Source organism: Nioella aestuarii (assembly GCF_050896395.1).
Taxonomy (GTDB): Bacteria; Pseudomonadota; Alphaproteobacteria; order Rhodobacterales; family Rhodobacteraceae; genus Nioella; species Nioella aestuarii.
Genome location: NZ_JBPBBA010000006.1, coordinates 100,745 through 113,595, shown reverse-complemented (window position 1 = coordinate 113,595; position 12,851 = coordinate 100,745). Strand labels below are relative to the sequence as shown.

The window sequence follows — 12,851 nt, the reverse complement described above, 5'->3', positions numbered from 1 at the left end:
ATTTACCGCTAGGACTGCTGCAAAAGGCGAAAAGCACAGATGCAGGCACAGATTTCCGATATCCGGGACACCCATTGGGACGCGATCGTGATCGGCACGGGCGTGGGCGGCGGCGTGGCCGGTCGGGCGCTGGCAGAGGCTGGCATGAAAGTGCTGTTCCTCGAAAAGGGCAGGGCCGGGTTCAGGGCCGAGGAAACCGCGCTCGATCTCGGTATGGGCGATCCGGTGGCACGGGCGATACGCGGGTTCTGGGCCGAGCCGATCTCAGTCACGCTGAAAGGGCATACACAGGAACTTTTCGCTCCCCTTGGGTCCGGCCCCGGTGGATCATCCGTCTTTTACGCGGCGACACTGGAACGCCCCGAACCCCATGATCTGGATAACCTGCCGGATCGCCCGCACCCGACAGGTGGCTGGCCAATAGGTTTCGACGCCATGCGGCCCTGGTTCGACGCTGCCCAAAGCATGTTTCACCTGCACGGAGAGCCCGATCCGCTGTCCCGCGTGCCCTGCCCTTCGGTCGCAACGCCCCATCCGACCGCCCCTGGCGACGCGATGATCATGGACCGTCTGCGCGGCAACGGGCTGCATCCGTATCGGCTGCATACAGCAGTGAAGCGTCTTGACGGCTGTAAGGATTGTCTTGGCCATAAATGCCCCCGCGCCTGCAAGATGGACGGGCGCTCAGCCGGGCTTGAACCGGCGTTGGCAACTGGAAATGCCGCGATTCTCACGGGTTGTGAGGTGACGCGGCTGGTTCGAAACGCTGATGGGTCCGTGTGCGTCGAAGCGTGCCAGGATGGCCAGTCAGAGATCCTGTCTGCCCGCCATGTGGTGTTGGCCGCTGGCGCCTTGTCCTCCCCGCGCCTGCTGCTCGCCTCACAGTCGGACCAAGACCCGAATGGCATCGGCAATGGCGCGGATCTGGTCGGGCGGAACCTGATGTTTCACCTCAATGAAATCTTCGCGCTTTGGCCCGGCAAGGCGGCAAGCTTTGCGGGGCCATCGAAATCCGTTGGCTTTCGTGATCTGTATTTCGTTGAAAATCAGAGGCTTGGCATGGTTCAAGCTATGGGAATTGACGTGGGATATGGAGAGATCGTGCACCATCTTCGCGGTCGGGTCGCCCGTAGCTGGATACGGCGCATACCGGGCGCGTTGGACATGACCAGAATTCCGGCCGCGATAGGAGCAAAACTGATGGGCACCGCCAAAGTGTTCGTCGGGTTGTTGGAGGATCTGCCCTATGCGGAAAACCGGGTGGTCTTGGACGAACAGAACCCAGGTCGCATTCAGCTTGAATACCGGGTGTCGGATGAGCTTTTGGCGCGGCGCAAACTGTTCCGGCGGCTGATCCGCAAATCCTTCAAAGGCATAAGAACCGCGTTCCTGACCCATGAACCGGAGCCGAATTTCGGCCATCCTTGCGGCACGTTACGGATGGGATCGGATGCTGGGGACTCGGTCGTTAACACCGATTGCCGCGTGCATGATGTGCACAATCTCTGGGTCGCGGACGCCTCGGTTTTCCCGACCTCGATGGGTGTGAACCCAAGCCTGACTATCGCTGCAAACGCCCTGCGTGTGGCCGACAGGATAAAGGACAGCAGATGAATGATCTGACCAAAGGCATAGCCATTGTTACCGGCGCAGGCGGCGGACTTGGCCGAGCTTTGGCGGTAGAGCTCTCGCAAAGCATGACCGTGGTTGGCCTTGCGCGCGACAGGGCAGCACTTGATGACACCGGGAAACAGGCACAGTCAGGCAGGTTTCACGGCGTAGAAGCAGATGTATCTGACTTTAACTCTGTCTCTCATGCCTTTGAAATTGCTAAATCTCATGGCACAATCACAGTGCTTGTCAACAACGCCGCCCAATACCCGCGTCGCGACTTCACCGAGGAGACGGCCCAAAGCTTTATGGGGGTTGTCGCCACCAATCTCGGTGGCATCGTCGCCTGCACCCGCGCGGCACTGGATGGTATGTTGGACACCGGTTTTGGACGCATTCTGAACGTCGCAACCTTCGCTGACATTGCACCGCTGCCCGCCTCTTCCGCCTATTCCGTGTCCAAGGGCGCTGCGCGTATCTTTACCCGCGCGGTGATCGCGGATTTGGGTGATCGCTTTCCCGGAATCGTGGTGAATGACTGGATGCCGGGCATGTTGGCGACAAGCATGGGCATTCCTGACGGTTTGGCCCCTCAACAGGCCGCGAAATGGGGCGCGCAGCTGGCGCTTTGGCATGATCCAAGCCTGACCGGAACAACATGGGAAATGGACCGGGAAATCCCGCCGCCGCGGTCGCTGAAACGCCGGATCGCTGACCGAGTTCTGATGAAGCCCCGCATGAGCGCACGACGTCTGCCTTAACGCATCCGCCAGGATCGCCACAGATGCACCGGAAGATCGCGGAAGGCTGCGCCATAGCGTGCAGCCATCCGGCGCGGATTGCCGAGCAAGCGCCATAGCCATTCCAGCGCCAACCGCCGCACCCATTCCGGTGCACGGGTCTGCTGGCCCGACAGAAAATCGAGCCCCGCCCCAATAGAGGCAAACCCGATCTCGGGCGCGATACGTCGGCCACGGGCGGACAGAACCTCCTGTTTTGGAGCACCAAGTGCCAGAAAACAAAGGCGAACCCCGGCGCGGGCCAGGTCTTTCAAGATCTCATCCGCTGCTGCGCCCTCGGGATCAAATCCCATCGGCGGCGCGATCAGGGACACAACACGCAGCCCCGGCACCAATTCCTCCAACGTGGCGGCCGCACCGGCAAGGCTGTCATCCGTGCTGCCCACCAACCCAAGTGGAACCTCCATCTCGGCGGCAATCCGACAGATCGGCAGGATCATGTCAGACCCCGGCAACAGATCCACAGGTTGCCCTGCAAGACGCGAACACCAGACGATCGGATTGCCATCGGCCGTCACCAGATCCTGCGCATCATAGGCGGCGCGGAACGGTCCCGGTTCGCGAAGCTTGGTCAAGTGGTCGAGATTCAGCGTCGCCAGCGCAAAGCCTTCACCCGCTGCGAACCGCTCCCTCAAGGCGCGGTCCAGCGCAGGCCAGCTGTCAATCGTGACGCTTACCTCATGATCACCTGCCCGAAATTTCATCGTCGACCTCTGCCTTTGCGACACCTTGCCCGAAAGCGCCCTTGCACAAAAGAGCACCCGGCAGGACAAACTGTTGCCATGCTTTTGGGGTCAAAGTGACGCCAAGACAAGAAAAAGAGCAGGCACATGACCCAGACCAGACCAGCCAACGGCATCACGCCGCAGGGCACGCATCGCGTGGCGGTGATCGGGTGCGGCTTTGTGGCTGATCTTTACATGCGGTCCTTCGCCAAACATCCTGATGTGCAGCTTGTGGCCGTGCATGACCGTGATCCGGCGCGGCTGGCGGCGTTCAGTACCCATTGGTCCCTGCCCGCCTGTGACAGCCTGGAAGCGGTTTTCGCGACCACGCCGGACCTGATCCTGAACCTTACCAATCCGTCATCGCACGCTGAAATCACCCGCGCCTGCCTAAGCGCCGGGCACCACGTCTTTAGCGAAAAACCAATGGTGCTGGCGATGGGCGACGCCCGAGCTTTGCATGACCTGGCCCTCGCCAAGGGTCTTCAACTGGGCAGCGCGCCGTCCTCGGTTCTGGGCGAAGCGGCGCAGACACTGGCAACGGCATTGCGCGACGAGATCGCGGGCACGCCCCGGCTGATCTATGCAGAGCTTGACGACGGGTTCATCCCGCAAGCCCCGGTAGAAGGTTGGGTCAGCGCATCCGGCGCGCCGTGGCCCTATGCCGACGAATTCCGCACCGGCTGCACGCTGGAACATGCGGGCTATTACCTCAGCTGGCTGATTGCCTGCTTCGGTGCGGTGGAAAAGGTCGTGACCGCCACCGCCGAAACTATCCCCGACAAACGCGGTGTGACCGGCTGCGCACCGGATTTTTCAGTCGCCACCTTGCATTTCGCAAGCGGCCCCGTTGCGCGGCTGACCTGTTCCATCACCGCCCCCCACGACCATCGCCTACGTGTTGTTGGGGATAATGGCGTGCTGGAACTGGACAAGGCCTGGGACAATGCCGCGCCAGTGCGGTTCCGCAAGCGGCTGCGCATCCGGCGGCGACTGATGGAAAGTCCACTGACGAAGCGCCTGCGCCTGCATGGCCCCACCCATCCGAAAGTGAGCCGCGAAGGTGCAGCCGCAATGAACTTTGCGCTTGGTCCCGTGGAGATGCTTGACTCGATTGCCGCTGGCCGCCCGTCGCGTATTGCGGGGGAATATGCGTTGCACCTGACAGAGGTGACGTTGGCATGTCAGGTTGAGGGCGTCCATCGAATGTCCACGAGCTGCGAGAAGATGGAGCCGATGCCATGGGCGCGCTGAAGCTGTGCATCACAGGGGCTGGCAGTTATGTGGGCCGCGCGGCAGCGGACTATGCCATGCGTGCGGGTCATCAGGTGGTGCTGCATTCTCGTTATGGCCACCGGAACGGCGGGTCGAACGGGCCAGATGTGACCTATGTTGAGGGCGCATTGCACAGCCCGGATCTGGCAGGGATGCTCGCAGGCTCGTCTGCGGTGATCCATGTAGCGGGTCGGATGGCCGGAACGGACGCGGAGTTTCAACAGGATGTGGTGGAGGACAGCGCCGCACTCATGCGCGCAGCCGCAGAGGCCGGGGTATCACGCGTCGTACTGGCCGGATCCGTCTCGGTCTATGGGGCGGGTGAACCTGGCGGGGTCATCACCGAAGACAGTCCGCTGGAGCCGCGTCCCGACCTGCGCGATGCCTATACCCGCGCCAAGCTGATGCAGGAGGAGTGTATGCAGGCCGAAGCCGCAAGGGCCGGAATCGACCTCAGCATTCTCAGGCTTGGGGCGATCTGGGGGCCGGGGCGGCTGTGGTCCGCGCATTTCGGCCCTGCCAAGGGTGCGGTCCTGATCCGTATCGGGCGCGACGGGCAAGTGCCCCTGTGTGAAATTGACCGCGCAGGCGAAGCGCTGATATCCGCCGTGACCGCCCCGTCCTGCACCGTCAATGTGCTGGATGACGATCTGCCCGACCGGGTGCGTTTTCTGAATGCGCTTTCCGTTTCGGGCTGGCCCCGCGTGATCCTGCCCGTCCACTGGCGGTTTTTGGATTGTCTCGCTGGCGACAATCCCAACCGTCCCGGCCTGCTGCGCCGCCCGGTTCTGCGTGCCCGGATGATGCCCATGGGCTGGGACGGGCATCGCGCGGTCGCAGCGCTTGGCCTTGCTCCGCAGCATGAGTTTGAGGCGCTGATGGCTGCCAATCTGATTGAGGGGGCCAACGCATGAAAATCGCCTATCTGACCGGCGAATACCCCCGCGCCACCGATACGTTCATTCAGCGCGAAGTGGCGGCTCTGCGGGCTGAAGGGTTGGAGGTTCTGACCTGTTCCATCCGCCGCACCGGTGACGAGCATCTGGTAGGCGAGGAGCAGAGGCAGGAGGCCGCGCGCACCTTCCGCGTGCTTTCCGCCACAGCAAACCCCTTGACCATGGCGCGGGCCGAACTGGCGATGCTGCCCCGGCTTGGGCGCTATTTCCGGGCACTGGCACTTGCATGGCGGACTGCGCCCAAGGGGATCAAGGGCCGCCTTTACAACATGATCTACTTTACCGAGGCGCTCGTTCTGGCCCATCACCTGCGCAAGAACGGCGTCCAGCATCTGCACAACCATATCGCCAAGTCGAGTTGCACTGTGGCGATGCTGGCCTCGGAACTGTCGGGCATTCCCTATAGTTTCACCCTGCACGGGCCTGACATCTTCTTTGCCCCCGATCACTGGCGGCTCGATGAAAAGATCGCCCGCGCCCGGTTCGTGGCCTGCATCAGCGAATTCTGCCGCTCTCAGGCGATGTTCTTCTCGGCCCAGGATCATTGGAGCAAGCTCAAGATCATCCATTGCGGGGTGGAACCGGAGCGCTACGCGCCGGGCGAACGTGATGGTACGAGGCTTATGTTCGTGGGCCGTCTGGCGGCGGTCAAAGGCGTACCCGTTCTGTTGGACGCGCTGGCAGAGGCCCGCCTGACCCGCCCCGACCTGACGCTGACCCTCGTGGGGGATGGCCCGGACCGCGCCGCGCTGGAGGCTCAGGCGACCGCGTTGAACCTTGCCGGGGCCGTGCGTTTCGCGGGCTACAAATCGCAATCCGAAGTGGCCGACTTGCTGGCCAGCCATGACGCCCTGGTACTGCCCAGTTTCGCGGAAGGCGTGCCGGTGGTGCTGATGGAGGCCATGGCCGCCAGGATGCCCACCATCGCAACAGCAGTTGGCGGGGTTTCGGAACTGGTGGAAGATGGGGTGACAGGTTGTCTCGTGGCACCGGGGGACGGGGCGGCCTTGCGGGCCGCGATCCTGCGGGTCATGGGGGACAGCCCCCTCCGCCAGCGCATGGCAGAGGCCGGGCGCGCCAAAGTCGAAGCCCATTTCACCGCCACAACGGAAGCGGCCCGCCTCGCGCGTTTATTCCGCGCAGGCGCTGACCTGCCGCCCGAGAAACGACCGGAGGCAAAAGGATGAACGACGCCGTTGCAATTATCCTTATCGGCCGCAATGAGGGCGACCGCCTGAAACGCGCGCTCGACTCGGTCATCGGTCTTGTTGACCGGATCGTCTATGTCGATAGCGGCTCAACCGATCGCAGCGTGCTCTATGCGCAGTCGAAAGGCATTGAAGTGGTCGAGCTTGACATGTCCATCCCCTTCACCGCCGCCCGCGCCCGCAATGCCGGCGTCGACGCGCTGCGCGACGAGGGCCTGCCAGAGTTCCTGCAATTCATCGACGGCGATTGCGCGATGGTGCGCGACTGGTTGTCTATGGCTCTGTCTGTGATGCGTGCCGATACCGGACTTGGCATCGTTACCGGTTGGCGACGAGAGATTCACCCACAGGACAGCATCTACAACGCCATGTGCGACCATGAATGGTATCGACCGGCGGGGCCAATCGTGGCCTGCGGGGGCGATATGCTGGTGCGCACAATGGCATTCGAAAAGGCAGGCGGATTCAACCCGCAAGTCATCGCGGCTGAGGATGACGAGTTCTGCCTGAGGGTGCGCATGGCGGGTTACAAACTGCTTCGCATTCCCCGCAACATGACGGCCCATGACGCCGACATGCACCGGTTTTCACAATGGTGGAAACGCTCGGTCAGGAACGGCCACGGTTTCGCTCAGCTTGGCGCGTTGCATGGGGGGCACCTGTCGCGGGAACGGGCACGGGTCTATGTGTTCGGCCTGATGCTACCTGCCGTGGCACTGGCCGGATTGATCACGAATATCTGGGTTCTGGCGGGTGTCGTTGCGCTCTATGCCGGATCTTATGCAAGTGCCTTGCGGGGCCTGTTGAGAGACGGGATTGCGCCCGGCATTGCGTGGCGGTTCGCTGGCTTCCTGACGCTGTCCAAAATCCCAAACCTCATCGGTATGACCACATTCGCTCTGCGCCGCCTGCGCGGACGCTCTATGCAGATCATCGAATACAAGTAAGGAACGTTTAAAGTGAGTGCATCACACCCTATCAGGATCGGCCTCATCGGCGCGGGCTACATCGCAAGCTGGCATGCGGATGCACTGCGCGCGACGCCCGGTGTTGAGATCACTGCCGTCTGTGACCGCAGCCAAGGTGCTGCAGAGGGGTTGGCAGCAGCACATTCCGCACAGGTGTTCACCTCCGTCACCGACCTGATCGCCGCACAGGTCTGCGACGCGGTACATATCCTGACACCGCCGAATCTGCACCACGATCTGGCAGTGGAATGCCTTGAAGGCGGGCTGGATGTGCTTGTGGAAAAGCCGGTGGCCCTTTCTGCCGACGAGACGCGTTCCATCGCCGAGACCGCAGCCCGTGTCGGCAAGCGTTTCTCTCCCGGCCACAATTTCCTTGGCCTGCCCCGGTATGACAGCCTGAAAGCCATGGTTTCGGATGGTCAGCTTGGCCGCATCGCAGAGGCGCGGATCAGCTGGTGCCTGCCGCTTGCACCCTTGCGCTCCGGCCCCTATGGGCTGTGGCTGCTGCGAGAGCCAAAGAACCTGCTGTTGGAACTTGGGCCGCACCCGTTTTCCTTTGCGGTCGATCAGTTTGGCCCGCTGGAAATCCTTTCTGCCATCACCGGCCAACCCGTTTCCCTGCCTGGCGGCGAGACCCGAGACCAAAGCTGGCGCATCCTTGCGCGCGCGGGCGATGTGGACGTGACGCTGACGCTGTCCATGGTCGAAACCATCGACGATCGGTCTGTCACCTTACGCGGATCATCGGGCATGGCGCGGCTAGACTATGCAGCCGATACGCTGGTCGTGACACGCGATAACACAGCCGACCTCGTGGTGAACCCACTACTGAAGCAACTGGGGGCGGCGAAGGAGCATCTTCGCGAGGGCCTGCGTAATGCAGCGATCCAGACGTCTTCGCTGAACCGTCGCAGCCCCTATGGGCAAAGCTTTCAGGGCATGAACCGAGCCGTTTATGGCGGCGCTGATCCGCGATTTTCGCCTGAAGCCGCCATCACGGTCATGCAGGCCATTGACGACACGCTGGCCCTGATCCCGGCTCAGCCCGCGCCTGCGGTCATCACTGGCACCCCGCGCCCCGGCGTGATGGTTATTGGCGGCACCGGCTATATCGGTCGTAACTTGACGCGGGCTTTGGTGGCGGAAGGCCATGATGTCCGGGTGCTGTCACGCGGGGCGCATGGGCCCTTTGCGGACATTGCCGATCATGTGGAAACCTGCCCCGTCTCCTTGGAAGACAAAGCCGGCATCACAGAAGCGATGGAGGGTATTCACACCGTCTATAACCTTGCGAAATCCATGGATGACACGTGGGAGGACGCGTTGAAGAACGATGTCGGCACCGCCGTGCGCATCGGTGAAGCTGCGTTGCAGGCGGGTGTGTCGCGGCTTGTTTATACCGGCACCATTGCCTCTTACGACATGTCAGACCCCGACGGGATGATCACCGAGGCCACAGGCTTCGGGGATATCGAGGCGCGCAATCTCTATGCGCGATCAAAGGCCGAATGTGAACGGCGGCTGATGCGGATGCACCGCCAGGACGGGTTGCCGCTGGTCATCGCGCGCCCCGGCATCGTGGTGGGCGGCGACGGGCCATTGCAGCATTGGGGGATCGGACGCTGGCACGGCGCGGGTGCGGTCAAGCTCTGGGGCAACGGGCGCAACATCCTGCCCTTCGTGCTGGCCGACGACCTGTCGGAGGGGCTGATTGCAATGATGGATCGTGATGCGGCAATTGGGCGAAGCTTTAACCTGACGGGCGAACATCTTCTGACCGGGCGCGAGTATTTTGAGGCCATCCACGACAAGCTCGGCGCGCGAATGCAGGTCAGTTCCGGCAATCTGACGGCGATGTGGCTGGCGGATGGGGTGAAATATGCGCTCAAACGCTATGCGCTTGGACGGCGCAATGCGGTCAGACCGTCGCTTGCGGACTGGAAGTCGCGGGCGCATCTGGCCCGGTTTGACAACAGCCAGCCAAAGCGGGTGCTCGGATGGCAGCCAGAGGCCGACCGCGCACGTTTCCTGAGCCGCGCTTTGAACGCCAAGGCGCTGTTCGGGGTCTGAGCCAATTCGGTCGAGGGGCTTAATTGTGCCAAACTTGGCCTATATAACAGTGAGTGCCGGATCTCCGGCCAATAAACAGGACTTGAGACAGTATGAGCAGTAACCGCCCCACTACCGGCTCCCATAAAGGGCTGAGCGACAGCGACCGGCGCCGCCGGGCGTTGGAACGGCGGCTGCGCGAGGCGTTGACCGCCGATCAGCCTTTGGGTCAGGACACCGAAGCAGGGGAACAAACGCCCGAAAGGCCCGCACCTGCCGGTCGTTCCCCTGAAACCGATATCTGGGACCGCCTTCCTCGAATCCCGGTGGAACCCGCCCGACTCGATCGAAATCTGGTGATCACTGCCAGCCGGCACGACCCCGTTCACGGGGCGTTCGATGTGCTGCGGACCCGCATTGTGCAAGCCATGCGGGAACATGGCTGGAGCCGGATCGGCATCACCTCACCCAATCCCGGAAATGGCAAAAGCTTTACGGCCATCAACCTGGCCATCAGCCTGTCACGGCTGAGCGATCTTCGCACGGCTTTGATCGACATGGACCTGCGCCGCCCTGGACTTGCGCGCATTTTGGGCCTGCGCGACATGCCCGGGACCGCTGATTTTCTGCGTGGTGAAATAGACTCTGCCACCTACCTGTCCAGCTTTGCACCCAATATGCTGAATATCGGCGATCGTCTGGCGCTTGGTGTCAATGGTCGAACCGATCCTTTCGCCGCAGAGCTTTTGCAACACCCGAACACCACCACCATCCTGAACCGAATGCAGGAGGAGCTAGGGGCGGACCTGATCTTGTACGATCTGCCCCCTGCCCTTGCGATGGATGACGTGCTGGCCTTTCGCTCGCATATCGACTGTGTGTTGCTGGTCGTGGGCGGCGGCGAAACCCGCGCGCGCGACGTACGAGAGGTTCAGCGCCGTCTTGGCGACGATCTGCCGATCTTGGGCGTCGTTATGAACAAGGCCGAGGTGGATGAAGAGCCCGGCTATGGCTATGGCGGCTGATCAGTTGCGCGTCGTGCGCCGCATGACAACAGCAAGCTGACGGTTCTGCGCCCGCGGCATCCGGTCTGCTATGTTGCGGAACCATCCGCCAAGATATCCGGCAGCCCCGACAACAATTGCCGTCACCACACCAATCCAAAGCACCCGCCCCCGACGGACCTGACGCTGGCTGCGCAGGTTAGGGATGACGATAACCGGTTGAACACCAAGCTCTTTCTCGAACTGGCGCGCACTACGCAGGCGACCGTCGAGGATTTCCAGCGTCAAGGCAGCCGCGCAGGCAAGGAGCGCCACCATAACACCACCGGCAAGAGCCAGTTTCTTGCGGCTGGTCGAGACGGGATATTCCGGCGGAATGGCGGTTTCCAGAACCTCGAACCGTTCTGCCTGATTGCGGACTTCCAGAAGCTGGTTCATCGCGGCCTGTGCCCGGCGTTCGGTGATGACGCCAAGTTCTTCCTGCAATTGGGCCAGCTGGCGGTCGTAGACATGGGTCTGACGTTCCACTTCCGGTGCAGTGGCCAGAACGGCTTGAATCTCGGCTATGGCATCAGTCACCAATCCAAGGCGCTGATTGAGAAGCTCCTGCTGCCGCAACCGCGCCTCTGCCAGCAGCCTGCCGCTTTCGCTTTCCAGCTCAATAATCTGTTCTTCGATGTCGATCCGGCTTTGTTCCAGGCGTGATAGCTGTGTGCGTTGCGAGGCGATGGCCGCAGGCAGCGCGCCCGCATTGGCCTGCCGAAACTCCGAATACGCGAATTCCAGATCCTCGATTTCACCGGTCAGGCGCGATTCTTCGGCCACCAGGAATTCCAGCGTCCGTGCAGTCCGACCAGAGGTGCGTTCCTGCGCCTCCTCCAGCACCCGATCAAGGAAAGTGTTGGCGATTGCAGCGGCAATGTCAGGATCGTCCAGGCGCACCGTGATCACCAGGCCCGAAGGCTGCGCATCAGGGCGCCAGGCCTGTTCGGGATCGATCAACTCGACAATCTGCACTGCGCGGCGCACAAGAGCCACGCGTTCAGTGACAGAAGGAATTCCCACGAACAGCTGAAATTCATCCAGAATACTCAGGATATGATCGCGCGACATCAGCTGCTGCTCGATCAGTTCCAGTTCGCTGTTCGGATTCAATGTGCCGCTGGCTGCGCCGCCCCCGGTTTGGCTTGTCAGACGTTCCACCACCTGCGCAGCTTCGATCTGGACCACGGCCGTAGCTTCATAAACTCGCGGCTGGCTTAGCGCGTAGAAAAGCACAGAAGGAATGCCCACAAGAACGATCAGCAAGATCACCCAGATCCGACGGATCATGATGCGCGGGATATCCCAGATTGATGATATCGGACCCATTGGGGGCAGTCCTTCCGATCAAATTTGCTGGTGCCAAACGGCAGGCTTGTATCAACGCCCGAAACCCGGGCTGGTCAAAAAAGGCGGCAACCGCCCCCGCGCTGCCATATCCTTGCCCTAGTTTAGATGAGTTTCTGTCAAATTTCCAAGGTTTAGACCGTTTCAGGCTGGAAACACTGCATTTCCAATTCGGCATTTTTCGCCACAATCCCGCCACATTCACCCGAAATTGGCAGGGCCATCAGAGTGCAGATCAATCCGTCGCGGCAGAACACCTGCCCGAGCAGGCTGCTGCCAGCGGGATATGGACCAAAGGGAATGCGCAGAACGGCCGTGAACCGGTTTCTTGCAAGGTCCGGGACGATGTCCATGGCATCAAACCCAACCACCCGGCGCGATTGCGGATAGAGCGCCTTGTAGGTGGCTTCCTTGGCGGAAAAGATCACTTGCGCATAGCCGCCACGCAGGGATTTTTCTTGCATAGACAACCAGTTGCGGTCGACCTCGGTTAAAACCGCCGGCCACAGATCCTCGGCCAGCGGATCAAGCGCGGCGAGGTCCAGCCCCAGCCCCGCCAAAACGGATCGACGCGCGATGACCGCCATGCACCGGCCTTCGTGATGGGTGATGGATCCGACGATGCCATTTGGCCAAACCGGCGCCCGATCTGCCCCCATCGGGATCGCATAGGGCACCATGCCGATGGCACGAAAAGCCTGACGGGCCGCCGCGCGGCCAGCGGCAAATTCGGCTTGCCTGGCCGGGGTGGCCCGCGCGAGGGCACGGGATTCACCGGGCCAGAAGTCATGGCCATCACCAACACGCGCCTCGCCATAGCCAAGCATACTGCCGCGCCAACCGGCTTCAATCAGGTCACCAAACAT

General features: G+C 61.8%; 11 protein-coding genes. 8 read left to right on the top strand and 3 right to left on the bottom strand.

Annotation, left to right across the window (positions count from 1 at the left end):
• The first annotated feature begins 39 nt into the window (after positions 1-39).
• Both ACROHD_RS06225 and ACROHD_RS06220 read left to right on the top strand, forming a co-directional pair.
• Entirely contained in the window at positions 40-1,614 is a 1,575-nt protein-coding gene (locus tag ACROHD_RS06225) for a GMC oxidoreductase (RefSeq protein ID WP_432676502.1), read from the top strand.
• Entirely contained in the window at positions 1,611-2,372 is a 762-nt protein-coding gene (locus ACROHD_RS06220) for an SDR family NAD(P)-dependent oxidoreductase (protein WP_432676501.1), read from the top strand. Before ACROHD_RS06225 ends, ACROHD_RS06220 begins: the two co-directional genes overlap by 4 nt.
• On the opposite strand, the gene ACROHD_RS06215 is transcribed toward ACROHD_RS06220, so the two are convergent.
• Complete coding sequence (locus ACROHD_RS06215) at positions 2,369-3,115, bottom strand: WecB/TagA/CpsF family glycosyltransferase (protein ID WP_432676500.1); 747 nt, start codon at positions 3,113-3,115, stop codon at positions 2,369-2,371. The two genes, ACROHD_RS06220 and ACROHD_RS06215, sit on opposite strands and share 4 nt — an antisense overlap.
• Positions 3,116-3,241: 126 nt before the next feature.
• On the opposite strand from ACROHD_RS06215, the gene ACROHD_RS06210 reads away from it, so the two are divergent.
• The 6 genes from ACROHD_RS06210 (at position 3,242) to ACROHD_RS06185 (ending at position 10,617) form a co-directional block, all read left to right on the top strand.
• On the top strand, positions 3,242-4,390 hold the full coding sequence (locus ACROHD_RS06210) for a Gfo/Idh/MocA family protein (RefSeq protein ID WP_432676499.1): 1,149 nt from the start codon (positions 3,242-3,244) through the stop codon (positions 4,388-4,390).
• Positions 4,378-5,325 carry an NAD-dependent epimerase/dehydratase family protein gene (locus ACROHD_RS06205; protein ID WP_432676498.1) on the top strand — a complete coding sequence of 316 codons (948 nt, stop codon included), beginning with the start codon at positions 4,378-4,380 and terminating at the stop codon, positions 5,323-5,325. The genes ACROHD_RS06210 and ACROHD_RS06205 overlap by 13 nt, the downstream gene beginning before the upstream one ends.
• Positions 5,322-6,554 carry a glycosyltransferase family 4 protein gene (locus ACROHD_RS06200; protein ID WP_432676497.1) on the top strand — a complete coding sequence of 411 codons (1,233 nt, stop codon included), beginning with the start codon at positions 5,322-5,324 and terminating at the stop codon, positions 6,552-6,554. The genes ACROHD_RS06205 and ACROHD_RS06200 overlap by 4 nt, the downstream gene beginning before the upstream one ends.
• Positions 6,551-7,522, top strand: a complete 972-nt coding sequence (locus ACROHD_RS06195; protein WP_432676496.1) for a glycosyltransferase family 2 protein — start codon at positions 6,551-6,553, stop codon at positions 7,520-7,522. The genes ACROHD_RS06200 and ACROHD_RS06195 overlap by 4 nt, the downstream gene beginning before the upstream one ends.
• Before the next feature lie 12 nt (positions 7,523-7,534).
• Entirely contained in the window at positions 7,535-9,613 is a 2,079-nt protein-coding gene (locus ACROHD_RS06190; protein ID WP_432676495.1) for an NAD-dependent epimerase/dehydratase family protein, read from the top strand.
• A gap of 92 nt (positions 9,614-9,705) precedes the next feature.
• Complete coding sequence (locus ACROHD_RS06185; RefSeq protein WP_432676494.1) at positions 9,706-10,617, top strand: CpsD/CapB family tyrosine-protein kinase; 912 nt, start codon at positions 9,706-9,708, stop codon at positions 10,615-10,617.
• Here ACROHD_RS06185 and ACROHD_RS06180 read toward each other — a convergent pair whose 3' ends face one another.
• Together ACROHD_RS06180 and ACROHD_RS06175 are read right to left on the bottom strand one after the other, a co-directional pair.
• A complete protein-coding gene (locus ACROHD_RS06180; protein ID WP_432676493.1) occupies positions 10,618-11,967 on the bottom strand; it encodes a Wzz/FepE/Etk N-terminal domain-containing protein in 1,350 nt (449 codons plus the stop codon).
• Positions 11,968-12,119: 152 nt separating this feature from the next.
• Positions 12,120-12,851: a 4'-phosphopantetheinyl transferase family protein gene (locus ACROHD_RS06175; protein ID WP_432676492.1), complete on the bottom strand. Its 732-nt coding sequence runs from the start codon at positions 12,849-12,851 to the stop codon at positions 12,120-12,122.

What these genes read in the sequence shown, in the direction of transcription:
- ACROHD_RS06225 (WP_432676502.1), top strand. Translation starts at nt 40, where the DNA reads ATGCAGGCACAGATTTCCGATATCCGGGACACCCATTGGGACGCGATC.
- ACROHD_RS06210 (WP_432676499.1), top strand. Translation starts at nt 3,242, where the DNA reads ATGACCCAGACCAGACCAGCCAACGGCATCACGCCGCAGGGCACGCAT.
- ACROHD_RS06200 (WP_432676497.1), top strand. Translation starts at nt 5,322, where the DNA reads ATGAAAATCGCCTATCTGACCGGCGAATACCCCCGCGCCACCGATACG.
- ACROHD_RS06220 (WP_432676501.1), top strand. Translation starts at nt 1,611, where the DNA reads ATGAATGATCTGACCAAAGGCATAGCCATTGTTACCGGCGCAGGCGGC.
- ACROHD_RS06185 (WP_432676494.1), top strand. Translation starts at nt 9,706, where the DNA reads ATGAGCAGTAACCGCCCCACTACCGGCTCCCATAAAGGGCTGAGCGAC.
- ACROHD_RS06215 (WP_432676500.1), bottom strand. Translation starts at nt 3,115, where the DNA reads ATGAAATTTCGGGCAGGTGATCATGAGGTAAGCGTCACGATTGACAGC.
- ACROHD_RS06205 (WP_432676498.1), top strand. Translation starts at nt 4,378, where the DNA reads ATGGGCGCGCTGAAGCTGTGCATCACAGGGGCTGGCAGTTATGTGGGC.
- ACROHD_RS06175 (WP_432676492.1), bottom strand. Translation starts at nt 12,851, where the DNA reads ATGTTTGGTGACCTGATTGAAGCCGGTTGGCGCGGCAGTATGCTTGGC.
- ACROHD_RS06180 (WP_432676493.1), bottom strand. Translation starts at nt 11,967, where the DNA reads ATGGGTCCGATATCATCAATCTGGGATATCCCGCGCATCATGATCCGT.
- ACROHD_RS06195 (WP_432676496.1), top strand. Translation starts at nt 6,551, where the DNA reads ATGAACGACGCCGTTGCAATTATCCTTATCGGCCGCAATGAGGGCGAC.